Below are 23,303 nucleotides of genomic sequence, written 5' to 3'. Positions count from 1 at the left end.
GACGGGTTGTCAGCCCGGCATGTGGCCTTCGCTGTTGGCCAGATACCAGCGGGCCAGTTCCTCCCGCGTCGGCCACCAGACATCATCCAGGCTCTTGGCATATTCCAGGAATTCCCGCAGGCCCCGGATACGATAGGCGCGGCCCGTGACATGCGGGTGCAGGCCCACATTCATCAAGCGCGCCGTCTTCGCCCCTTCCTGACGCAGCACCGACAGTTCCTCGATCAGCGTATCGCGGAAGGCGTCGGTGGTCAGATTGCGGCGGGTCAGCAGGGTGAAATCATTGATTTCGTTGGAATAGGGCACCGACACCAGCGGCCCGTTTTCCGTCTGCAACGGATAGGGCTGATCATCATTCATGATGTCGCAATAGAACAGGAAACCCTGTTCGGCCAGGATGCCCGCCGTATTCAAGGTGCCGCGCAGCGAGGAGGACAGCCAGCCCAACGGGCGGCGGCCCACATGCCGCTCGTACATCTCGATGGAGCGCAGGATGATGTCGCGCTCCTTGGCCGGGTCCTTGGCGAAATTGGTCAGCAGCTCGCCCTGTTCATAATTATGGGCCAGAAGCTCCCAGCCGCGTTCCAGGCAGGCATCGACCATCGCCTTGCGCCGTTCGAATGTGACGGCGTTGGTGGTGCAGCTCGCCTTGACGCCCATCTCATCGAACAGGTCGTAAAGACGCCAGATGCCCACCCGCTGACCATATTCACGCCAGGTGAAATTCGGGAAATCGGGCGTGTCACCGGGCAGAACATCCGGCAGGATGGCCGGGCCACCGGCATAGTACGGCTTGTCCGTGTCCTTGGTCAGGTCCCAGGTTTCCAGGTTGAAGGTCAGGATCAGCGCGACCTTCTTGCCGTCGGGCCAGCGCAGAGGACCGCGCTTGGGCAGCGGCACATAATCATAGGACAACATGGATCAGAATTCCTCCAGCAGGCGACCGAAGCCGTAGACCTTGTCCTGGATACCGTTGGCGCGCAGCGCGTGCCAATAGGTGGCCGTATTGATGGCGATCACGGGCTTGCCCAGCCACATCTCCGCCGCCGCGGCCAGCTTCACCATCGACAGGTTGGTGCCGACCTGCAGGATGGCATCGACATCATCACCGTCCAGCTGTTTCAGAACCTCACGCAGGCGGCTGGTGCCGACGCGCGCGATAGAGGTCCAGGACGGGCATTGCAGCGGCACATCGCGCACCGTCTCATACCCGTAATCGGACAGGAAGTTACGGACCTGTTCATTGGCAACGGGGTAATAGGGCGACACGAAGGCCACCTTCTTCACCCCGCCATAGGCGGCGATGGCGGCGGCCAGCGATTCAGAACCGGTGGAGAGATATAGCCCGCTGACCTCCCGGATCTGGCGGCGGAACCGCGCTGCCCCTTCCGCCCCGCCATAGAAGGTGATCGCCGACATGCCCATGACCAGATAATCCGGATCGGCGGTCATCACCGACTTCACGGCATCGACCGTATTGTCGGCGATGGCCTGCGTGCCGGCCAGGAAGGTCTCATTGCTGATGGCCTGGGCGTTGGAAACGATGATGCGGCTGTAATGGTTGGTCACGCCGGCCGGGCGCATATCGTCGAAATCGGGCTGCACGGTGGTATTCGTGCTGGGCCCCAGCACCCCGAACACCTTGCGCCAGCCACGGCTGTCCTTGGCTTCATCCTGCATGAACATTCCCCTGTCTGCTGGATATGGTCAGTCGATCGCCGCGGCGTCGGCCAGGCTCTGGAACATCGCCTGCCGCATCAGGAACTGACGCCGCCGCTCCGGAGCGTTACGGATGGCCAGCATCTCGTCCCGGCGCTTTTCCTGTGCCGAGGCGTGGCCTTCCTTCATCATTTCCATGGTCTGGATGGTCTGTGCCTGCACGAAGCTGCGGGCGGCACCGCGGCGCTGGCGGCTGAACTGGTCCAGGCTCGCTTCATCCGGGCCATTCTTGATGATGGCGGTCAGACGCTGGCACAGGTTGAAAGCATCATGGATACCGCTGTTCATGCCAAACCCGCCCAGCGGGTTGTTCAGATGCGCGCTGTCGCCGATCAGGAAGGCGCGGCCCTTGCGGAAGCTTTCCGCCACCCGCTGATGCATGCGATAGATGGTGCGGTGATGGGTCTTGACGCCGGTCTTGCCGATCAGACGCTGGAACACGCGGTCACGGTTTTCATCCGACACCAGATCAGCATCCGAACTTTCCGGCGTGGCCGGCAGCAGGATGCGCCAGACCGACGGCACCCGCAGCAGAACCAGCCATTCCTCCGGATCGGCGACATAATTCACATGCGCCAGATTCGGGAAATAGTCTTCCAGCGGTTCCGCCGTGGACAGGCACAGGAACTTCTCCGGATAGGTGAAGCCGTCGAACCCGATGCCCAGCCATTTGCGCACGGCGGAATTGGCGCCGTCGGCACCGATCAGCCAGTCGGCGCGCACCTTCTCGATGGCGAACGGCGTCTCATAGGCCAGATCCACACCCGTCTCGTCCTGGTTCACATAAACCAGACGGCTGCCGAACTTCACGGTGGCCTTGGGATGCGCCTCCAGCTTTTCCGCGAGCGCGCGGGCCAGATGATACTGTTCACATTGCAGGCGGTAGGGGTAGCGGGTGCTGCCCTCCAGCTCACCCAGGTCGAACTCCACCACCTGCCCCGTGCGGCGGTCACGGTAGTGATAGATCGGCGCCTTCAGGCCCTTTTCCAGAAGGAAGGGCGTGATCTCCAGCTCATCCAGCATTTCCAGCGTGGGTGGATGAAAGGTGGAGGCGCGCAGATCCTGCGCACAATCGGCACCGGCCTCCAGCACCAATACGTCAATACCCTGGCGGGCCAGATAATAGGCCGCGACCGTGCCAACCGGGCCGGCGCCGGCGATCACCACCTGCGTTCGGATCATGGGAACTGCCTTTCTATTTATGCGGGTGGGATGTCAGTTGGTAGCTTTTTGCAGATAGGCGATCAGGGCATCACGGTCGGCCTTTTCCGGCAGACCGATGAACGCCATGGTCGTGCCGCCGACCAGCGTGGTCGGATGCGTCAGCCAGACATCCAGCGTCTTCTCGTCCCAAACGACACCGCTGTTGCGCAAAGCGTCGGAATATTTGAACCCCTCGACATGGCCGGCAGGCTTGCCCCAGAAACCATGCAGATTGGGACCGACCTTGTTAGGCTTGCCCGCCGCCACCTCATGGCAGGTACGGCAGCGCAGGAACAGGCGCTCACCCTTGTCGGGGGCCGTCTGCGCCATCGCGGCAGGAGCGCTCGACAGCATGACGGAGACCAGAATGGCGGGAATGATGGCGCGCGCCGAAAGGCTACGATATTTCTTTCCGACAAATGCCATGGCTGTTCATGCCTCCATGCAGAACGATTATTTGGAACCGCTCTAATCGAAATGGGCGATCCGCATGCTGGTATTTGGGCGCATGCCGAATGGGCCGTCGATACACGGGTCCATATCTGGCCACAGGGTGGATAAACCCTCCGCCTGCCCTGTCGGGTCTATGCATACGCGCCTATGGTCAACCTGCGACCAGCGGTTCTCCGCATCGCGAGCACTGAGTTCCCGAAAACTGACCGCGGCGCCGATCCTTCGACACCGCGGTCTTTTTCGTTCAGGATCAACCAATAACGGGAAGGTTTGGCATGCGGTACGCGTCTTTCTGGTTGACCACCCTTTTGGCCCTGACCATATCTGGCACCGCGATGGCGCAGACGGATGCGGATACCGTTTATGCGCAGCGCTTGGCCATACTGACCGCCGGCGGCCCGATGGAAACGCTGTACCAGCCGCGTGAGCCGGTCGCCGGTGCCCCCACCGCCCTTCCCATGGTCCAGCCGGGCCGGAGCAGCATCAAGCCGGATGCCCTGAACGCCGCCCGTTCCTATGCGGAAGCCAGCGGCGCCCAGGCCTTCATCGTCTGGCATGATGGCAAGGTGCAGGACGAAACATATTTCGCGGGCACCAATGCCGATACGCCGCTGGCATCGAAATCGCTGTCCAAGCCGATGACGGCCATGATCGTGGGCCGCGCCATTGAAATGGGCAAGATCAAGTCGCTGGACCAGAGCGTTTCTGACTTCATCACCGAATGGAAGGGCACACCCAAGGAAGCGATGCTGATCCGTCACCTGCTAGATATGCGTACCGGCTTTCTGGAACAGGGGTTCAATGCCGATCCCAACCATCCCTGGAATCTCGCCTATCTATCGGTCGATCATGGCACCTATATCGTCAAGGATTATCCCCTGACCGACGCGCCGGGGACACGCTATGGCTATTCCAACGCCACCTCTGAACTGGTGGCGCTGGTCATCGAAAGGGCGACGGGCCGCCGTTATGCGGAATTCGTGGGCACCGAACTGCTGATCCCGACCGGTGCGCCAGGGGGTGAGGTCTGGGTGAACCGGCCGGGCGGGCTGGCCCATTCCGGTTGCTGCATGATGTTGCCGGCGCGGGCCTGGCTGCATCTGGCAAAGCTGCTGCTGGATGATGGCAAGGTTGGCACCAAGCGTCTGCTGCCCAAGGGCTATGTCCAGGAAATGGCCACCGCGACGGCGCAGAACCGGCATTATGGCCTGGGCCTGTGGGTCGCCGGCCCCTATGTCGAACGCCGTGGTTTCGGCGCGCCGGGGGCACCGGGGCCGAAGGTGCTGCATTCCGAACCCTATCTGGACAAGGACCTGTTCCTGTTCGACGGCAATGGCAACCAGACGGTTTTCGTGTCCCGCAAGACCGGCCTGATCGCCCTGCGCATGGGGCCGAACCCGCCGAAGGGCGTAGATTGGGACAATGCCTATCTGCCCAACATTCTGCTGCGTGGGCTGGTGAAGCCGGTGAAGCTGGTGGCGCAGGGGAAGTGATTTTGGGGGGTGGGGGGTACCCTCACCCCCGGCACCAGATCACCTCTGATTAAGCGCCGCCGCCTGGGTCAGTTCCGCACTGATCATGTCCGCGGTGCCTTTCAGATCATCCAGATACCGATCCAGCGCCGCCTCCGGCTTCATGGCCGACGCAAAGAAGATCACCGTCATCGCCGCCTTGAAATTTTCACCCAGGAAAATCGGCACGGCGATGGAGGCGGTCTTCCCCGGCGTCAGATTGTGATGATTGCGGCCCTGGACGGCATAGCCCTGTGACCGGATACGCTCAACATTCAGTCCGGCACGGGCAGCCTTCAGATATTCCGGGTCCACTTCCTGCGACACCTTCATCCAGCGCAGCAGGGTTTCACGCTCCTCGTCGGGCGTGTAGGCCATGGAAAGCTTGCCCGACGCGCTGTCCAGCACGGGCAGGGTGAAGCCGGGATAATAGCGTTCGAAGGTCAGGGCCGTGTTGGCATGCGTGCTGTCGCGCAGCATCATGTTGCGGCCCACACGCGACGCGATGGAAATGGGCCAGCCGATGCGCCGCGTCAGCGACACGATATGCGGTCGCGCGATCTCCACCAGCCGGTCATCGTCCTGGAACCCATAGGCCAGCGACTGCACCATGGCCGTGGGGCGATAACGCTTGCGGTCCGGCTCCTGCTCCACCAGCCCTTCATAGACCAGGGTCTGCACCAGACGGCAGGCGGTGGGATAAGGCACCTCCGCCGCCCGTGCAATTTCCATCATGGTCAGCGAGCCTTGCCGGTTGATCGCCTTCAACGCCGCAATTGCACGGCTGATGGCCCGGATCGGCACCCCCTTCTCCATTCACCCCTCCCCCCGACAAATATGACAGTTGGATGGTGCCAAGTTTTGGGGGTGCCGGTCGCACAAGGCGTGAGGATCTATCCACCTGTCGGATAGACGATGGTTGCCTCAACAGCCGGGTGCGGACAAGAGAGGGCGTGATTTACGCGGAAATGGGCCCGAAGGCGCTCAACGCGCCCATTTTTTGTCGAAGGCCCAGACATCCTCAAATCCGATCAGCGAACAGAATTCCTTGAAGTTAAACAGCGGCACGTCGGGCGACAGGCTGGTGCCCGTCTGCTTCAGGTTCAAGAGAGCCGACTCCATGGCCGCCGCCGCCGCCAGACTGGTCATGGCCGGGAAGATGGCCATGGAGTAGCCCAGGCTCTCCAGGGTCTTGGCATCACGGATGGGGGTCAGGCCGCCATCGGCCATGTTGGCCATCATCGGCTTGTCCAGGGAGGAGGTGACGATGCGGGCCTCTTCGTCACTGGTCAGCGCTTCGGGGAACAGGATGTCGGCGCCGGCTTCGGCATAGAGCTTCATCCGGTGCAGCACACCTTCCAGCCCCTCACTCTGCCGTGCGTCGGTGCGGGCGATGATCAGGAAATTCTCGTCCCGCCGCGCTTCCACCGCCACGCGGATTTTGTCGGCCATTTCCTCTGCCGGGACAACACGCTTGCCCGGCGTATGGCCGCACTTCTTGGGGAATTCCTGATCTTCGATCTGGATGGCGGTGATACCGGCCTGTTCATAGGCCTGGACCGTGTGATGCACGTTCAGCAGCCCGCCGAAACCCGTATCGGCATCGGCCACCACGGCGGCGTTGCAGGTGCGGACCAGGGTCGACATGCGGTCCACCATCTGCGTCACCGACGCAATGCCGGCATCGGGCAGACCATATGCCGACGCAACGGTCCAGTAACCGCTGCCATAGACGATATCGAAGCCGACCTTGTTGGCGACGACAGCGGCGATCATGTCCTGGATGCCGGGGGCGGTGATGAACTGCCGGGAAGCCAGCTTCTGGCGAAGGATGGGATTGGCCATGATGTTCTCTGTCTGAAGATGGAAATTATCAGCGGGTAAGCCAGGGCAGGCGGGTGCGGCGATCCTGCTCGTACCGGTCGATGGTGCCGGCATAAAGGTTCAGGATACCCATCACCTCGTCCCAGCCGTTCAGCAGGGCATCGCGCTTGCCATCATCGATGGCGATGGCAATGGTGGAACCATCGGGCCGCGTGATGGTCCGGGCAGACAGATCGACATGCAGCCTGGCCCCGGCATTTGCATCGGACAGCAGGGCGGCATGGTCCGCCTCCCCCACGGTCACCGGCAGCATGCCGTTACGATAGCAATTGCCCCGAAATATCTCCCCGAAGCTGGGCGCGATGATGCAGCGTATGCCCAGATCCAGAATTGCCCAGGGCGCCTGTTCACGCGAAGAGCCGCAGCCGAAATTCGGACCGGCGACCAGGATGCCGGCATGGCGCCAGGGATCGCGGTTCAGGATGAAATCCACCAGTTCCCGCCCCTGCCCGTCATAGCGGCGGTCATGGAAGGCATAGCGGCCCAGCCCCTTCTTTTCCGTGATGGTCAGAAAGCGGGCGGGATAGATGATATCCGTATCGACATCCGCCTCGATCAGTGGGGCGGCGATGGCGGTCAGGGTCGTGAAGGGCTGCATAGGTCAAGCCTCCCCAAGATAGTCGCGCGGGTCGGCGATATGGCCGGCGATGGCCGACGCGGCGGCCATCGCCGGGCCCATCAGATGGGTACGCGCGCCCTGGCCCTGCCGCCCCTCGAAATTGCGGTTCGACGTGCTGGCGCAGCGCGCACCGGGTGGCAAGCGGTCATCATTCATGGCGACGCAAAGCGAACAACCCGGCTCGCGCCATTCAAAGCCGGCGGCCCGGAAAATGGCGTCCAGGCCCTCGGCTTCGGCCTGCTGCTTCACGGCCTTCGATCCCGGCACGACCAGCGCCCGGACGCCATCGGCGACGCGGCGATCCTTCAGGATACGCGCCGCGATACGCAGGTCCTCGATCCGGCCATTGGTGCAGGACCCGATGAAGACATGGCCGACGACAATATCGCGCACCGGCATACCCGCTGTCAGACCCATGTAGGACAGGGCCTTGGTCATCTTAGCCGCCGTCTCGGCGTCGCTGGCACCCGCCGGGTCGGGCACGCGGCCCGTGATATCGGCCACCTGATCCGGGCTGGTGCCCCAGCTGACCTGCGGCACCAGCTTTGTGGCGTCGATATCGATCTCCCGATCGAAGACCGCACCCTCGTCGCTGGGCAATGTCCGCCAATGGGCGACAGCAGCGTCCCAATCCGCACCCTTCGGCGCCAGGGGCCGGCCCTCCAGCCAGGCGAAGGTGACCTCATCCGGTGCCACGAGACCAGTGCGGGACCCTGCCTCGATGCTCATGTTGCACAGGGTCATGCGCCCTTCCATGGTCAGGGCGCGGATGGCGGGACCGGCATATTCGATGGCATGCCCGATGGCACCATTGCTGCCCAGCTTTCCCACGACCGCCAGGATAATATCCTTCGCCCCCACGCCGGGCGGCAGGTCGCCATGGACATTCACGCGCAGGGTCCTGGCCTTGGTCAGGCGCAGAACCTGGGTGGCCAGGACGCTTTCGCATTCGCCCGACCCGATACCGAAAGCCAAGGTGCCGAAGGCGCCATGCGTGGCGGTATGGCTGTCGCCACAGACCAACGTCAAGCCCGGTAAAGTAAAGCCTTGTTCCGGACCCGTAACATGTACGATCCCCTGACGCGGATCGTCCAGGCCAATCATATCGATACCGAAATCATTGGAATTAAGGGCCAGCAGCTCCACCTGCGCGCGGGCCTGGGGATCGGCGATGGGCCGGTCGCGGTGGCGGGTGGGCACGGAATGATCGGCCACGGCCAGGAAGGCACCAGGATTACGGACCTTCAGCCCCTTCTCGCGCAGGGCGGCGAAGGCCTGCGGACTGCTGACCTCATGCAGCATGGCGCGGTCGATATAGAGAAGGCTGATCCCGCCTTCCTCTTCCGCGACCACATGGCTGTTCCACAGCTTGTCATAAAGGGTAAACGGCATCGCCCGGTCCCCGGCCCCTGTTCCATTCCATGCGGAACACATCATGTCCCCGCGGGCCGCGCCAAGCCTGCACGACGGTGTGACCGCCTTGCGGACATTCACGCGACCCGATCGCGCCCGGCCCCGCACCGCCAGATAGTCTACGCCCCAGGATTGTCGAGGATTGAGGTTAGGGTCATGCCGGACAGTGCTTCTCACGGTGACAATATGGGCAACGGTTTGAAAGCCGCTTTGCTTTCCATCACGGGTCCCGACGGTGTGACCGACGACGCGGCAACCCGCCGCCTGCACAGCGGCGATATCTGGTCGGAAAGCGCCGAGCCAGTCGCCCTGGTCGTGGCGCCAGACAATCTGGAGCAATTGTCCGCGGTCACGGCCCTGCTTCACCGGTATCAGGTGCCCCTGGCACCGCGCGGCGCGGGCATGAGCTATACCGGCGGGTACATTCCAACCGTGTCAGGCACCGTGTCGCTGGACATGCGGCGGATGAACCGCGTCATCGATCTGCGCCCCGACGACATGGTGGTGACGGTTGAGGCCGGCTGCACCTGGATCGACCTGAACAAGGCGCTGGCCCCGCACGGGTTGCGCACGCCGTTCTTCGGCCCCATGTCGGGCCTGCTCTCCACCATCGGCGGGGGCGTGTCACAGCAGAACGCCATGCTGGGCGCCGGCCATTACGGCACGACCAGCGAAAGCGTCGTGGCCCTGACCATGGTGCTGGCCGACGGGTCGATTCTGCGTACCGGCGCGCGGGGCACGGATGGGGACACCCCCTTCTACCGGCATTTCGGACCTGACCTGACCGGCCTGTTCTGTGGCGATTGCGGGGCCTTCGGGGTGAAGGCCCATGTGAGCCTGCGCCTGATCCAGTCCCCAAAACATGAGGATTACGCCAGCTTTGAATTCCCCACCGGCGGCGACCTGATGCGGGCCATGGCGGCCCTGGCGCGGGCCGGTGTCGCGGCGGAAATGTGCGCCTTTGATCCCGGCCTGACGCGGGTACGCATGCAGCGCGCCTCCATAACCAGCGATGTGAAGGCACTGGGCGCCGTCGTCACGCGTCAGAAATCCTTGCTGCGCGGGTTGTGGGAAGCGGTGCGGGTCGCAGGTGCCGGCCGCAGTTTCGTCAGCGAGGACAGTTTCCCCCTGCATCTGAACGCTGAGGGGCGGTCGGCGGAGGGGGTGGCGCATGATATGGCAACGGCCCGGCGCATCGCGGCGGAACATCATGGCCGGGAGGTGGCGAATACTATCGCCAAGGTCATCCGCGCCATGCCCTTCCCCCCGCTGAACAGCGCGCTGGGGCCGGGGGGTGAGCGTTGGATCCCCATCCATGGTCAGATTTCCCTGTCCAAGGCACCGGAACTTTATGAAGCGCTGGAGCAGGTGTTCGCCGGCATGGCAGACGCATTCGCCCGGCACGACATCAAGACGGGTTACCTGTTCACGTCGATGTCGACCAATGCCCTGATCCTGGAACCGGTGATCTATTGGCCAGAAATGCGGCTGCCGGTCCATTACGAGGCGCTGGAACCAGCACACATGGGGCGCCTGCCCGAACATGCCGACAATCCCGACGCCACAGCCGTGGTAACCGAAGCCCGCAAGCGCCTAATCGCCACCTTCCGGCGCTTTGGCTGCGGGCACCTGCAGGTGGGGCGCACCTACCCCTACCGTGAAAGCCGGGACGCAGCCAGCCAGGCACTTCTGGATGCACTGAAAGATGCGGTGGACCCCGCCCGCCTGATGAACCCCGGCGTGCTGGGCTTTGCCAAGGGGCCAAAATGAGCCAGACCTACAAGGCCTTGCAACAGGTCCGCTTCGCACAGAGCTTCCGCGAGGCGGCGGAGATCGTGGATCAGCCACTGCGCGATCCGGGTCCCGGTGAAGTCCGGGTGCGCAACCATTGGTGCGGCGTCAACGGCATCTTCGATACGCAGATCGCACGCAACGCCGTAGATTATATCCGCATCCCCATGCCCACCTGGACGGGGGTGGAGGCCATCGGCGTGGTGGAAGCGGTGGGCGAAGGGGTGACGGGCTTCAAGCCCGGTGACGCCGCCGCCACCAATCGCTTCACGAGCGGCTATCGTCAGGCGAACATTGCGCCCGCAGCGCAGTTCATCCCGGCCCCATCAGCACATCGCGACTATCTGGCCCTGGCCTCCACCGGCGTGTCGGCATTGCTGGCGCTGGAACATGTCGGCGGGGTGCGTGCGGGGGAAACGGTTGCCATTTCGGCGGCGGCGGGCGGTCTGGGCCATCTGCTGGTGCAACTGGCCAAGCTGGCCGGGGCGCGGGTGGTCGCCGTCTGTGGCGGGGAGCGGAAATCGGCCTTCGTCCGGTCGCTGGGTGCAGACCGGGTCATCGATTACAAGCGGGAGGATGTGGCCCAGGTCCTGTCCACGGAGTTCCGGGATGCCCTGGATCTGGCCGTCGATACCGTCAGCGGCGCGATCTTCGATGCCTTCCTGGACAATGTCGCCCCGCTGGGGCGCGTTGTGGTGGCGGGTGCCGCCCAGGACCTGGACGGCAAGCCTGAAATCGTCACGGCACCGCGCGTCGGCAACAAGCTCTACTACAAAGGCGCATCTGTACGCGGCTTCATGAATGGCCGTTTGACCGACCTGTGGCCAGCAGCGCGCGAAAGACTGTTCAGCCTGCACGCCGCTGGCGAAATTACCATCACCTTCGATGACACGCCGTTCACAGGTCTGGCCCAGGTGCCGGCCGCTGTGGAGCACCTGCTTTCCGGGCGGTCCATGGGCAAGGTCACCGTCGATCTGCGTTGATCCGACACTCTCAAGCATAAGGATTTCTGGAAATGAGCAATAATGTCGCCGAACTGCGCCGTGACATGCCTCTGCTGGCCCGCAATGAGGGCGTCTGGGAAGGCTGGTACCGCTACTACAGCGCTGAAACGGGCAAGCTTGTCGATGAACACCGCTCGCGCCTGATCTGCCGCCTGAAGGAAGATGGCGAGTTCCCGTACCATCAGACCAACCATTATTTCTGGGAAGATGGCCGCACCGACGTGCGCGACTTCCCCGCCTCTTATGCCGATGGCCGCATCTGGTGGGACAATGACCTGATCAAGGGTTGGGCTGCCGCCATGAAGCCGGACGATTTCAACCGCTCCACCTGCCTGCACTGGACCCGCAAGGGCGATGATGACCTGTATCTCTATGAGATGATCCAGATTTCCGACTGCGGCAAGTTCCGGTCGCGCACCTGGCATTGGTACAAGGGCGGCAAGTGCTTCCAGCGTACCCTGATCGACGAGGTGTTCGTCACCAGCGACTGGAAGAATTTCACCAACACCAGCGCGCCGAACACCTGATCCGGACGGCCATGCAGTTCGACTATTCCATACCGGTGATCGTCGCTGGCGGTGGGGCGGCAGGTGCCGTCGCCGCCCTTGCCGCCCGCGATGCCGGGGCGGATGTGCTGCTGATTGAGCAGGATGCTGTGCCGTTTGGCACGACCTCCATGTCCCAGGGTCTGCTCTGCGCCGCCGGTACAGCGGCGCAGAAGCGCCTGGGCATTCATGATGATGGCGACATTCTGTATGCCGACATCATGGCCAAGACGAGAGCGCGAACCGACCGGGTACTGGCCCGCGCCATTGCCGATGGGGCAGGCCCGACCCTGGACTGGCTGGTCGAACAGCATGGCCTTCCTTATGAGCTGGATGTCCGCTTCAAGGCGGCGTTCGGCCATTCACGGCTGCGCGTCCATGGCTGGCCGGGGCGCAGCGGCAACGATACCCTGATGTATCTGCACCTCCGCCTGGAAGAGACCGGGGTGGATGTGATCCATCAGGCGCGCCTGGTCGAAATTGCCGATGATGGTGCGGGCGGGGTTGCCGGCATCTTGGTCGAACGGCCCGACGGCAGCCGGGAAGCCATCGGCTGCGACAGCCTGATCCTGGCAACCGGCGGGTTTGCCGGCAACCGCGATATGGTGCGCACCCATATCCCCGATGCCGGTGACGCCCATTATCACGGACATGAAGGCAGCGATGGCCTGGGCATCCGCTTAGGCGCGGCCCTGGGTGCCGATCTGGCCGATATGGGCGCCTATCAGGGTTACGGCATGCTGACCGACCCGCAGGGGGTGACGCTGCCGCCGGGTTTCATCCTGGAGGGCGGTTTCCTAGTCAATCAACATGGTGACCGTTTCATCGACGAAACCGACGATATTTCAGCGGTCGTGCATCCGGTACTGGCACAGCCTGATGGCCGGGCCTGGGTCGTGTTCGACCAGCGGATCGAGCAGGCCTGTGCCCACATCCCCGAAAGCGTACAGTTGCGGGAACTGAACGCCGCGCGCGCCGCCGACAGTGTGAGCGATCTGGCGCTGCGCATCGGCGCCGATCCGGCCCGTCTGGCCGCCTGCCTGGACGATATCCATCGCGCGAAGGCCGCAGGCCGCCCTGACAGCCAGGGGCGGCGCTGGACCGATCCAGCGCCGGAAGCGGCGTTCCGTGCGCTGCGCCTGCGCGGTGCCATCTATCATACTCAGGGGGGCTTGCGCACCGATGGGCGCGGGCGCGTTCTGGCAGTCAGCGGACAGCCCCTGCGCAATCTTTTCGCCTGTGGCGGGGCCGCGCGGTCGGTTTCCGGGCCTTCCTGCTGGGGTTATCTGCCGGCAATGGGCATCTGTGCGGCGGTCACGCTGGGCCGTCTGGCCGGGGCCGAGGCCGCCCGGCTGGTCATTGCCAACCAACCGACATGACTTACCATCAGGCCACGATCCGGGGCATGATCGGCACTGTCCGCCATGCCCCGGTGTGAAGGCCACCGTCCAAGCAACAAGGATTCGCCAAATGCGTATCACCGCCGCCATCCTGGACCAAATCGGCCTGCCCGGCCCTTATGCCGACAGCCGACCGCTGCGTCTGGCAGAGGTGGAACTGGCCCCGCCGCGCGCCGGTGAATTGCTGGTACGTATCGATGCCGCCGGCCTGTGCCATTCCGATCTGTCGGTGATCAATGGCGACCGTCCCCGCCCCATGCCCATGGCCCTGGGGCACGAGGCGGCGGCAACGGTGGTGGAAACGGGCGATCCTGACAGCCCGTTCAAGCCGGGGGACCGTGTCGTCCTGGCCTTCCTGCCGGCCTGCGGGCAATGCGCCTGCTGCGGGGCTGGCGAAGGTTATCTCTGCCAGCCGGGGGCGACGGCCAATGGCGAGGGACGGCTGCTGCGCGGCGGGCGGCGGATCATGGAACTGCCGGGCCGCGAAGTGAACCACCATCTGGGCGTATCGGCCTTTGCCACCCATGCCGTGGTGGATCAGCGCTCCGCCGTGAAGATCCCGTCCGACATCGCGCCGGAAATCGCCGCCCTGTTCGGCTGTGCCGTGCTGACCGGTGTCGGCGCCGTAATGAATACCGCCGCCGTGAAGCCGGGTGAAAGCGTTGTGGTCTATGGGCTGGGCGGGGTTGGCCTGTCGTCACTGCTGGGCGCCGTGGCCGCCGGGGCCAACCCGGTCATCGCCGTCGATCCGATTGAGGATAAGCGCAAACTGGCCCTGGAACTGGGCGCCGCCGCCGCCGTGGCACCCGCCGACGCGGCCCAGGCCATCGCCGACCTGACGGGCGGTGGAGCCGATGTCGCCATCGAGACGGCGGGCAAGGCCGCCGTGCTGGCCGCCGCTTACAAATCCACCCGCCGTGGCGGGCGCACCGTCACCGTCGGCCTGCCCAACCCGGCGGAAATGCTGAGCTTCCCGGCGGTCTCGTTGGTGGCCGAAGGCAAGACGTTGATGGGCAGCTATATGGGCTCCTCTATCCCGTCGCGCGACGTGCCGCGCTATATCGGCCTGTGGCGGGCCGGACGGCTGCCGGTTCATCGGCTGCTGAGCGGGACGGCGCCGCTGTCAGAGATCAACCGTCTGATGGACGAGCTGGCGGCGGGCCGGGTGATCCGGCAGGTGGTTCTGCCGTAAGGCACGATGGGGAGGGGGCGCCCCCCTCCCCCACCCGGCTGGTTACAGACCCAGGGCACCCGGATTCATTAATCCGGCAGCGTCCACATTCGCCTTCACGGCGCCCAGAACCGCACGCGTCACCGGGTTCATGGCGCCGGTCACGGGGTAGAGCCGTCCCACCTGCAGGTGTGCGGCGCCATGCTTGGCATAAAGGGCCACGCATTCCTTCTTGAGCTGCCGCATCAGTTCCGCCCCTTCCGGATTGGCGGGGTAGCGTGGCAGGTTCCGGGCGGCGTCCGGTTCCAGGATGCGGTCATGGAAGGCGGCGCGCTCATCCTCCCAATAAAAGGCCAGTTCGTACAGGAAGCCGTTGGTGGCGATGGTGGAGAACATGGCGGCGGCCAGAATCTTGTGCCGCGTGATCTCCGCCGCGTGGCGGGCGTACAGCGCCTCCAGGTCGGCGCGGAAGGCGGCAACTCGGCTGAAGGGCAGGATACCATGTACCGGCACCCAGCGTTCCCCCTTCGGCCCCAGGATATGGTTCAGTGGCGGGAACGGGTAGGCACGGACCAGGGTCGGCATGGAGTTCTCGATCTCCTTGCCAAACGGTTCCGCCGCCGCCCGGATCCGGCGCAGCATGGACCGTTCCTCATCCCGGTCGAAGGCATCGACCGTGTAATGGGCGGAATAGTTGATGCCGTCCAGGAAGCCGCGCCCGGCAATGACGATCTTCGCCATCTGAAGCAGCGACTCAATCGGCCCGCGCCCCGCGCGGCCCACCGCCAGCAGCATCTTCAAATCGGATTTCAGATCGCCCATACCCAGGCGCTGCTTTTGCAGAAACGGGTCCAGCCCGAATGCCTCCGACGCCACCCCTTCGCGCGCCACGGCGGCCATGGCGCCCAGCATCTGGTCAAAGGTCTGGAAGCCGAAGGAAATGCCGGTATTGATAGGCCGGCGGCGGACCAGGCGCAGGGCGACCGCAATCTTGATGCCCAGTGCACCGGCATCGCCGCTGAACAGGCCGGTCAGATCGGGGCCGTAATGGCGGAAGAACGGAGCGCTGTTGGGCTGCGCCCAGGAGCCGGTGCGCAGAACTGACCCGTCGGCCAGCGCCACCTCCAGCCCCAGCAGACTATCCACCGCCGTGCCGAAAGTGCCGGTGCCATAGGTGACGGCATTCTGCGACATGGTCCCGCCAAGGGTGGCGCGGATGCCGGAGAACGGTCCCCAGAAGGGTGTGCGCAGGCCCAGCGGTGCCAGAGCAGCGTCCAATGCGGCCCAGGTCACACCCGCTTCGGCCACCACATACATATCGTCGGCATTGATCTCGACAATGCGGTCCAGGCCGCCGGTATCGACCAACACAGCACCAGCCGTACCGGCCAGATAGCCGTTGGAATAGGACATGCCGCCGCCACGCGGCACCACCGCGACACCCACTGCATGCAGCAGCTTCAGCGCGCCGGTCAGCGCCTCGCGCGTCACCGGTCGGATGACGGCCAGCAAGGGCGCGCCGATGGAATGCACATCCTGGCCGAAGAAGGACAGGTCATCGGCATCGGTCAGGACGGCACCGTCCCCCAGAACCGCGCGCAGACGCGGCAGGAGGTCCGAGGTAACGGCGGCGATATCCGGCATGATATTGGTTTCCCTGGAAAATGCGTCTGTTGAAGACACAGTGCCAGGATCATGCCGGATCGGCTGGACCCGCGATGCACCTTGTCCGGACAGCGGTCATGATTAATCCTCGAACCGCTCCGGATAGCGGCCCAACAAGCCGATAAGCGTGGCGCCAACGCCAAACCCGACGGCGCAGGCGATCAGGCCGACCGTGTAGGAACCGGTCGCATCATAAAGACGCCCCACACCCATCGGCCCCAACCCGGCACCCAGCGCAAAGAAGCCGAGCTGCCAGCCATAAATCTCCCCATAGGCGCGCAGGCCGAAATAGCGGCTGGCCAGATAGGCGACCAGATCAACCTCCGCCCCCGCCGCCAGACCGATCAGCACGACGGCGGCGAGTGCCAGCGACAGGTGGGCCCCCGCCAGCATAAGCAGGAAACAGGCGGCCCCGGCGATGGCCAGGATGCCGAAGGCCACGGCAGGCGCGTAGAAGCGGTCGACCAGCACGCCGATACCAAGCCGGCCCGCAATGATGGCAAAGCCCAGCAGGCTGGCGGCCCAAACGGCGCTGGCCCGCTCCATCCCGCCACCCGACAGGATGGAAACCAGATGCACGATCAGGGCGGATACGGCGAAGGACGCGAACAGAAAACCGACACCCAGCATCCAGAACTGCCGCGACCTGCGGGCGGCAGTGGCGGTCAGGCCGGGGCGGGTCGGCGTTGTGGCCGCTGCGGCATGCTTGGCACCACCAACTTCATGAAACAGCAGCCAGACAACCGGCAGGCCGATGGCCAATACCAGCGCCGCCTGCCCCAGATAGGCGGTGCGCCAGCCATGGTCGGCGATCAGCCATTGTGTGTAAGGCGGGGCCAAGATGGCAACCACGCCGGTTCCCGTCAGGGTCAGGCCCAGAGCCATGCCGCGCGCCTTGTCGAATCCAGCATTGACGGCGCGGGTCCAAACGATGGGCAAGGTACCTGCACCCAGTACCATGGCGATACCGAAGGCCAGATAGAAACTCCACAGTTCGGCACCGATCAGGCTCAACCCGCCCAGACCGGCGGCAAGCCCCACCAAGGACACCAGACCCACGGTCCGCCCACCGAACCGGTCGGCCAGACGACCCACAACGGGACCCAGCAAAAGGGTTGTCAAGGTGGTCAGGATGGTGGCAGAGGCCAGCGAGGTGCGGGACCAGCCGAATTCCTGGGTCAACGGCCCGATGAAGATGCCCAGCGTGTAGAAGGTCAGACCCGTAATGCCCAGGCCCACCCCCGTCGCCGCCGCCAGGATCAATGACCAGCCGCGTCGGAATTCCTCAATCTTGCCCATGGATATCCGCTTTCCCGCGTTGCTGTCAGTGGCGACCGTAGCGGCCATAAAGGGCCGCCGCGATGAGATTGAATAGACCGGGCAAGACCCCGAAAGCCAGCATCACGCCGGTCAGGGCGCGCGGTTCCTGCGGCAGCCCCGCCATGGACCGCGCCACGTCAAAGCCGAAGCCGGACAGGACAAGTCCCACCAGCAATGTGCCGCCCAGGGCAAAGCCGATCTTGTCCACCGCCACCCAGGCGGCGGAGTAAAGCCCGGCATTGGCCCGGTCCTCACCCGCGATGTCCGACATCATGGAGAAGCTGAGCAGTGCCCAACCGGAATTGAACAGGGCGGCCACCACGCAGAACAGATAGGCGACCGGGATGCCCGACTGGGCATTCTGCGACCAGGCGATATAGGTGACGCCATAGCCGATGGCCGACAGCACATAGACCGGCTTCTTGCCCACCCGCTTGGCCACCGCAACCCAGATGGGCTGAGCCACGATGATGCCGGCGCAGACCGCCACGATCAGCCCGCCGATGAGCTGCAGCGCCGCCGCCCCCTGCCCCATATTGTAGGTCAGGAAATACAGCATGGAGGCATAGGCCATGCCCGACCCGATCAGTTGCAGCAGGTTGGAGGCCAGCAGAACCGAGAAGCGCGGGGCGGCCAGCTTGGCGATCGCCGCCGAGAAGGTCATGCGCGAACCGGTCGCCACCGCCGGTGCCCGGCCCGCTTGGCGCGCCGCACGGCCCGCGCCAAAGAAGGCGATCAGCAGGGAAAGAGGGCAGATCACGGCCAGGACGCGGGCCATGCCCTCATATCCCGGCTGACCACCGCCCAGATATTGCACCACGCCGGGCGCCACCGCCCCGCCGATTAATACACCGGCAGCCGTGAACACCAACCGCCAGGCCATCAGCACGGTGCGCTGGTGCGGATCGTCCGACAATTCGCCGGCGATGGCCAGATAGGGGACGGAGAAGCTGGCAAAGACCGCCATATACAGGCTGAAAGCGCCCGCCACATAGGCCACGCGCCCCGTCTGCGACAGGTCCGCCGGCACATGGAACAGCAGCAGGAAGGCCATGGGAGAGCCGATGACACCCGCCAGCAGCCACCAGCGACGATGGAACCGGTGCTTCCAGCGGTCGGACAGCACACCAACCAGCAGATCGCAGCCGACACCCCAGACCAGCTTGGGCACGAAGATCGCGACACCGGCCAGCGCCGGCTCGATCCCCAGAACCGTGGTCATGAAGAACAGCAGCAGCAGCGACGGCACGTCGCGGAACACCTGTCCCGCCACTTGGCCCACGCCATAGCCAACCTGGGACAGAAGACCCAGGCGGCCGGCGGCGGGCGGAGGTGCATCGGTAATGGCGGCGGTCATCGGTGATCCTTGAAAAGGTCGCTCTACTGGTGAAACGAAAAGGGCGGGCGGGCACTATCGCCCGCCCGCCCCGGCATCCGCTTACTTAGGCGGCATCGGCGGCAGCGTACGCGGTGGCGGCGGCTGCGGCGGAGTCCATCCGGCCGGCACGGGGGCCGGCGTCTGGAACCGGGCATAATTCTCGATGCTGGACAGGGACGGACCATAATCCTCCGTCGGGGCCGCCAGCCATTTCGGGTCCATGGCGCGGGCCGCCTCCCTGATATCCGCAGGGATGTCGTTCACGCTGTCATAGGCGCCGAAGGAGCAGAAGTAGGAGATATGGCCCGGTGCCTGACCCATCAGCATCCAGGGCAGCCAGGGCGTGATGCGCGACCAGGAACCGACGGCCTTCACATGCGACAGCTTCGGGTTCTCCAGGTCCTTGCGCTTGATCACATAGGTGAACAGTTCCGAGACACGGTTGAAGGCACCGGAGGATTCGCGCACCCACTTATCGGGCTGCAGGGCGTTGGGGTAGAACAGGTGGATGTCAGTGGTCAGGATCACCGTGTCATCCGGGCCATAACGCCAATCCAGCAGGAACGGCTCCGGTGGCGGCTTGTCCTTGTTCAGCCCGCCATAGGAAGGCGGCTGCGGCCGGAACTCGCCAATCGTGAAATTGTAGGGATCGTTGGCGATGGGAACGACGCGCACATCCTCGTTCGTATACGGATTGTGCCAAGTCTTCAGGATTTCCCCAGTCTTGGCGTCACGATAGAAGCCGATCTCGCGCAGCATGCGGCGATAGGAACCGTCTTCCAGACGCTTGGTGCGCACGAAGCTGAACCCGTCCAGGATGAACAGGGTGCGCACCGGCTCGTTATCACGCACGCCATAGACATTGCCCCGGAACCAGCCGATCTTTTCCTTGGTCGGGTCGATATCGGCGTCAAGGCGGATATAGCTGTCCCGGTTCCATTTCGGGTCCTTGAAATCGATCTTGGTCAGGAAGGACGGCGTGGCCGACGACGCCGCAGAGGCCGCCGACACACCCGCGCCAACCGCACCCGCGGCGGCGGCCATGGCCGCCAGGCCCAGGCTTTGACGGCGCGTCAATTCAGGTCCGCTCATGATCCCGGAACTCCCATTGTTCTGAATAGAAGGCGTGGCACCGCCCCCCTTGTCGTGATCAAATCTGGCGCGGAAGAATTCAGGCTGGAAACGATCATCCCGGCCATATCCACCAGATGGACATTTGCGGGCAGCGCCCTTTGCCCGCATCCCGGTCCGGCCCTTCAATTGGTCCCAGGATTTTCCAAGCAACCATCACCGATCCGGGAGCGGTCATGCTTAATACATTCCAGCAACAGGCGCATCCAGCGCTGCCCACCGCCACACATGACGAGGCGTCGCGCCAGGAATTTACCAAGAGCTTCAAGAACTTCATTCAACAGAAGCTTCTTCCCGGCCTGACACCGATCTATCGCAACCGGGTGGCCCCGGCATTCGAGGCGCAACATGGCCGCGCCCCCGCCGACCGCCGCGATATCCGTGCCGGCATGGTCCGCGATCTGTATTTCCAGCATTACGCGTCCGCCAACCGCATCGCACAGGAACTGCTGTGGGAGGCCACCAATGTCAGCATCGACCGGCAATTGCCGGAGCTGATTGAGAAGGCCGCCGAACTGTCGGCAAAGTCGGGCGCGGTGCTGGATATTCCCGACGGTTTCGTGGTTCCGCGCTATATCACGGCGCTGGATATCCATTGCATGCCCGGCGGCTATGCCACGGAAGTCGCCGAGAACGACATCTCCGTTGGTGCCCTGTATGACCGTGGCGTTTATCTCTACGCCATGGGTTATATGGGGCCGCTGAACGACGATATGGGCCGATCGGTCTGCAACTACCTGAAGCGCCGCATGCCGGACTTTAGCCCCAAGCGTATCCTGGACATGGGCTGCACAGTGGGTCACGCCACCCTGCCCTACAAGGAGCTGTTCCCCGATGCCGAGGTCTGGGGCATTGATGTCGGTGGGCCTTGCGTACGCTATGCCCATGCGCGCGCTGCCGGCCTGGGGCTGGAGGTGAATTTTGCGCAGATGAACGCGGAGGAAACGCGTTTCCCCGACGGGCATTTCGATCTGGTGGTCAGCCATATCCTACTGCACGAAACCTCGGCCAAGGCCATGCCGCGCATCTTCAAGGAATGCCACCGGCTGCTGTCGCCGGGTGGTCTGATGATCCATGCCGACCTGCCGCCGTTTGACCTGATGGACCCGTTCACCCAGTTCATCCTGGATAACGAGACCTGGTACAATAACGAGCCCTTCTGGGGCGCGATGCGCGAGATGGACCAGTTCGACCTCGCCCAAAAGGCCGGTTTCGACCGAGCCGACGCCAAATTCGACACCGCCCCCATGGCCGTCATGGAATTCGCCGCCAGCGAGGCCTCCGGTTACAGCCAGGATGCCGCCAGCGCCGTGGCGGAACGTGAATTCACCGCCGGTGAATATGCGCCGGGCGGCGGTTGGGAAGTGTTCATCGCCCAGAAACAGACGACCATTGCCGCCAAGGATGCCGCCTGATGACCAGCACCGCCAACCGCCCGCACGTCGTCAAGGATGCCAAGGGCAAGCGCCCGCAATTCTATGACGCCCCCGGCATGGATCAGGCCATGTCGATGGTCCTGGTCCTGGCGAACGAGATTTCCGTTCTGCATGACCGGCTGGACAGTGTCGAACGCTATGCCAAGACCAAGGGCCTGGATCTGGCCGCCGGGATCGAAACCCTGGTGCTGGACCAAGACGCGCTGGAAGCGCGCGAGGCTTGGCGTCAGGATTTTCTGGATCGGATTTTCTACCTGATGCGCAAGGAAGCGCGTGAGGCGGCGGAAGCCGACACCAAGGAACGTTTCAACCGCACAATTGAGGAAATCGCGGAGGCGTAAGCCTCCCTCGTCCTCATCCGATTACTGTTTTCTCCCTAAACTGCCGCCACCCACGCCCCCCGTGGGTGGCGGGTTTGTCTTTGGAACCCGTCTGAACCGTTGATGCAGCTTTCACTCGACAACCAGACCCTTCGCCGCAGCCTGGATGCCGCCGCCGGCATTCCCGAGGTGGTGATGATGATCCCGGCCTACTACCGGCTTTACATGCTGCTGCGCGCGGAATTGCTGGGCAATCGGGCCGTGGATGTGCCAACCACGCAAATGGGTTTGGCCGCCCATTACGGCGTTTGCCGTGGGACGGCCACAGCGGCACTGTCTCTGCTTAACCGAGACGGGCTGGTCAAGCCTGCGCGGCGGGGGCGGCCCCGGTTACTTGACCGTTAAACGGGCCGGGCCCTTATCCGACAGCCGGTCCTTCAGGCTGGCCAATGCCGGCTTGTCGCCGCCCGCATAGGCGCGCATGAACAGCACCGACAGTTCGGCAGCGATGGCTAGTTGTTCGGCCTGCACCGGTCCCGGCAGTTCGGGCCGGCAGATGCCGCCGCCGAAATAATGGTCCACCCCATCCAGCACCAGGGCATAACGGCTCCCGCCGGGGGCTGCTTCGTCATAAGGCAGCAGATGGCTTTTCCAGTCGCCACCGGGACCCGGCGGCACATCCTTGTCGCCGGTCTGGATGAAGGCGGGTACCGCCAGCGGCGCATAGTCGCCGGCATTGATAAAGCCCATGCCGGCACCGGGCGGAGAGAAAGCCAGAGAGACAAGGGCGCGCGGGTCACGCAGCGGCGTCTTCACCTCCGGCGGCACGGCGATGGCCGACCCACCCAGGCACAGCGACACCAGCGCGCCATAGGAATGGCCGGCGGCGATATAGGGACCGCCCAGATGGTCGGCCAAGGCCCGCACATCCTCGATCCGCGCCGGCCAGCTGGCCATACCCTGGAAATTCGCACGGTCGGGATGGTCGGTGCTGTCCACATGCAAGGGGGCATAGACGCTGTAGCCGGCCTTCGTCCAGGCATCGACCAGCGGCTGATATTTCCAGGGCGTCGAAGCGGCCCCATGGGAGAACATGATACGTCCCGTCTCCTTGCCCACGGCCTTCCAGACACTGACAGCAACCGCGCGGCCCGACGGGGTTTTGACGGTCAGGTCGGGGGACTTGGCCAGAACGGGCAACACCGCCAGACCGGCAAGTGCCGTGGCGGTCAGCAGAAGCGAACGACGGGACAGGTCGGCCATGGGGCGCTCCGTAAGGTTGGCGTTACGTAGCCCCCCTCTCGCGTCATACAGGCCTTCGCCGGGATGACGGGAGAGGG

The 23,303-nt window shown here is 64.1% G+C and carries 22 protein-coding genes; 9 read left to right on the top strand and 13 right to left on the bottom strand.

Features of this window, described 5'->3' with window-relative positions:
- Window positions 1-9: 9 nt before the first annotated feature.
- Genes ACT6Q8_RS09620 through ACT6Q8_RS09605 form a run of 4 tightly spaced genes read right to left on the bottom strand, consistent with a single transcriptional unit; the run spans window position 10 to window position 3,348 of the window.
- Window positions 10-918 (bottom strand): polysaccharide deacetylase family protein, encoded by a 909-nt coding sequence (locus tag ACT6Q8_RS09620; protein ID WP_102113742.1) that lies wholly within the window; start codon window positions 916-918, stop codon window positions 10-12.
- Between the two features lie 3 nt (window positions 919-921).
- Window positions 922-1,680 carry a maleate cis-trans isomerase family protein gene (locus tag ACT6Q8_RS09615; protein ID WP_054166569.1) on the bottom strand — a complete coding sequence of 253 codons (759 nt, stop codon included), beginning with the start codon at window positions 1,678-1,680 and terminating at the stop codon, window positions 922-924.
- 27 nt (window positions 1,681-1,707) lie between these two features.
- The gene (locus ACT6Q8_RS09610) at window positions 1,708-2,901 is read right to left on the bottom strand and encodes an FAD-dependent oxidoreductase (RefSeq protein WP_444732389.1); all 1,194 of its coding nucleotides are present in this window, start codon (window positions 2,899-2,901) and stop codon (window positions 1,708-1,710) included.
- A gap of 33 nt (window positions 2,902-2,934) precedes the next feature.
- Window positions 2,935-3,348 (bottom strand): c-type cytochrome, encoded by a 414-nt coding sequence (locus ACT6Q8_RS09605; protein ID WP_444732390.1) that lies wholly within the window; start codon window positions 3,346-3,348, stop codon window positions 2,935-2,937.
- Between the two features lie 302 nt (window positions 3,349-3,650).
- Between ACT6Q8_RS09605 and ACT6Q8_RS09600 the strand changes: the two genes are divergently transcribed.
- On the top strand, window positions 3,651-4,868 hold the full coding sequence (locus ACT6Q8_RS09600) for a serine hydrolase domain-containing protein (protein ID WP_444732391.1): 1,218 nt from the start codon (window positions 3,651-3,653) through the stop codon (window positions 4,866-4,868).
- A gap of 39 nt (window positions 4,869-4,907) precedes the next feature.
- On the opposite strand, the gene ACT6Q8_RS09595 is transcribed toward ACT6Q8_RS09600, so the two are convergent.
- The 4 genes from ACT6Q8_RS09595 to leuC all read right to left on the bottom strand — a co-directional run bounded on the left by ACT6Q8_RS09595 (window position 4,908) and on the right by leuC (window position 8,781).
- Window positions 4,908-5,702 carry an IclR family transcriptional regulator domain-containing protein gene (locus tag ACT6Q8_RS09595; protein ID WP_444732392.1) on the bottom strand — a complete coding sequence of 265 codons (795 nt, stop codon included), beginning with the start codon at window positions 5,700-5,702 and terminating at the stop codon, window positions 4,908-4,910.
- A 168-nt stretch (window positions 5,703-5,870) separates the two neighbouring features.
- A complete protein-coding gene (locus ACT6Q8_RS09590) occupies window positions 5,871-6,731 on the bottom strand; it encodes an isocitrate lyase/PEP mutase family protein (RefSeq protein WP_444732393.1) in 861 nt (286 codons plus the stop codon).
- 28 nt (window positions 6,732-6,759) lie between these two features.
- On the bottom strand, window positions 6,760-7,368 hold the full coding sequence (gene leuD, locus ACT6Q8_RS09585) for a 3-isopropylmalate dehydratase small subunit (RefSeq protein ID WP_444732394.1): 609 nt from the start codon (window positions 7,366-7,368) through the stop codon (window positions 6,760-6,762).
- Window positions 7,369-7,371: 3 nt separating this feature from the next.
- Entirely contained in the window at window positions 7,372-8,781 is a 1,410-nt protein-coding gene (leuC, locus tag ACT6Q8_RS09580; protein WP_444739374.1) for a 3-isopropylmalate dehydratase large subunit, read from the bottom strand.
- Between the two features lie 177 nt (window positions 8,782-8,958).
- Here leuC and ACT6Q8_RS09575 point away from each other — a divergent pair, with 177 nt between their 5' ends.
- The 5 genes from ACT6Q8_RS09575 to ACT6Q8_RS09555 all read left to right on the top strand — a co-directional run bounded on the left by ACT6Q8_RS09575 (window position 8,959) and on the right by ACT6Q8_RS09555 (window position 14,734).
- Entirely contained in the window at window positions 8,959-10,572 is a 1,614-nt protein-coding gene (locus tag ACT6Q8_RS09575; RefSeq protein ID WP_444739373.1) for an FAD-binding oxidoreductase, read from the top strand.
- Complete coding sequence (locus tag ACT6Q8_RS09570; RefSeq protein ID WP_444732397.1) at window positions 10,569-11,576, top strand: zinc-binding dehydrogenase; 1,008 nt, start codon at window positions 10,569-10,571, stop codon at window positions 11,574-11,576. Before ACT6Q8_RS09575 ends, ACT6Q8_RS09570 begins: the two co-directional genes overlap by 4 nt.
- A gap of 32 nt (window positions 11,577-11,608) precedes the next feature.
- Window positions 11,609-12,124 carry a hypothetical protein gene (locus tag ACT6Q8_RS09565; protein ID WP_054166263.1) on the top strand — a complete coding sequence of 172 codons (516 nt, stop codon included), beginning with the start codon at window positions 11,609-11,611 and terminating at the stop codon, window positions 12,122-12,124.
- A gap of 11 nt (window positions 12,125-12,135) precedes the next feature.
- Window positions 12,136-13,521, top strand: coding sequence for an FAD-dependent oxidoreductase (locus ACT6Q8_RS09560; protein WP_444732398.1), 1,386 nt, complete (start codon window positions 12,136-12,138; stop codon window positions 13,519-13,521).
- 91 nt (window positions 13,522-13,612) lie between these two features.
- On the top strand, window positions 13,613-14,734 hold the full coding sequence (locus ACT6Q8_RS09555; protein ID WP_054166261.1) for a zinc-binding dehydrogenase: 1,122 nt from the start codon (window positions 13,613-13,615) through the stop codon (window positions 14,732-14,734).
- Between the two features lie 42 nt (window positions 14,735-14,776).
- On the opposite strand, the gene ACT6Q8_RS09550 is transcribed toward ACT6Q8_RS09555, so the two are convergent.
- The 4 genes from ACT6Q8_RS09550 to ACT6Q8_RS09535 all read right to left on the bottom strand — a co-directional run bounded on the left by ACT6Q8_RS09550 (window position 14,777) and on the right by ACT6Q8_RS09535 (window position 20,168).
- Window positions 14,777-16,357: an FAD-binding oxidoreductase gene (locus ACT6Q8_RS09550; protein WP_444732399.1), complete on the bottom strand. Its 1,581-nt coding sequence runs from the start codon at window positions 16,355-16,357 to the stop codon at window positions 14,777-14,779.
- A 102-nt stretch (window positions 16,358-16,459) separates the two neighbouring features.
- Complete coding sequence (locus tag ACT6Q8_RS09545; protein WP_444732400.1) at window positions 16,460-17,677, bottom strand: MFS transporter; 1,218 nt, start codon at window positions 17,675-17,677, stop codon at window positions 16,460-16,462.
- Between the two features lie 25 nt (window positions 17,678-17,702).
- Entirely contained in the window at window positions 17,703-19,055 is a 1,353-nt protein-coding gene (locus ACT6Q8_RS09540) for an MFS transporter (RefSeq protein ID WP_444732401.1), read from the bottom strand.
- 81 nt (window positions 19,056-19,136) lie between these two features.
- Complete coding sequence (locus ACT6Q8_RS09535) at window positions 19,137-20,168, bottom strand: DUF1838 family protein (RefSeq protein ID WP_444732402.1); 1,032 nt, start codon at window positions 20,166-20,168, stop codon at window positions 19,137-19,139.
- A gap of 215 nt (window positions 20,169-20,383) precedes the next feature.
- Between ACT6Q8_RS09535 and ACT6Q8_RS09530 the strand changes: the two genes are divergently transcribed.
- The 3 genes from ACT6Q8_RS09530 (at window position 20,384) to ACT6Q8_RS09520 (ending at window position 22,368) form a co-directional block, all read left to right on the top strand.
- Window positions 20,384-21,622: a class I SAM-dependent methyltransferase gene (locus tag ACT6Q8_RS09530; RefSeq protein WP_054166256.1), complete on the top strand. Its 1,239-nt coding sequence runs from the start codon at window positions 20,384-20,386 to the stop codon at window positions 21,620-21,622.
- Complete coding sequence (locus ACT6Q8_RS09525; RefSeq protein ID WP_054166255.1) at window positions 21,622-21,984, top strand: hypothetical protein; 363 nt, start codon at window positions 21,622-21,624, stop codon at window positions 21,982-21,984. Before ACT6Q8_RS09530 ends, ACT6Q8_RS09525 begins: the two co-directional genes overlap by 1 nt.
- Window positions 21,985-22,086: 102 nt before the next feature.
- Window positions 22,087-22,368 (top strand): hypothetical protein, encoded by a 282-nt coding sequence (locus ACT6Q8_RS09520; RefSeq protein ID WP_054166254.1) that lies wholly within the window; start codon window positions 22,087-22,089, stop codon window positions 22,366-22,368.
- On the opposite strand, the gene ACT6Q8_RS09515 is transcribed toward ACT6Q8_RS09520, so the two are convergent.
- A complete protein-coding gene (locus ACT6Q8_RS09515; RefSeq protein ID WP_444732403.1) occupies window positions 22,354-23,226 on the bottom strand; it encodes an alpha/beta hydrolase family protein in 873 nt (290 codons plus the stop codon). The two genes, ACT6Q8_RS09520 and ACT6Q8_RS09515, sit on opposite strands and share 15 nt — an antisense overlap.
- Window positions 23,227-23,303: the final 77 nt, after the last annotated feature.

It is taken from the genome of Niveispirillum sp. (assembly GCF_052437035.1).
Classification (GTDB): domain Bacteria; phylum Pseudomonadota; class Alphaproteobacteria; order Azospirillales; family Azospirillaceae; genus Niveispirillum.
The sequence above is the reverse complement of the archived record's forward strand: the minus strand, read 5'-3'. Positions and strand labels throughout refer to the sequence as shown.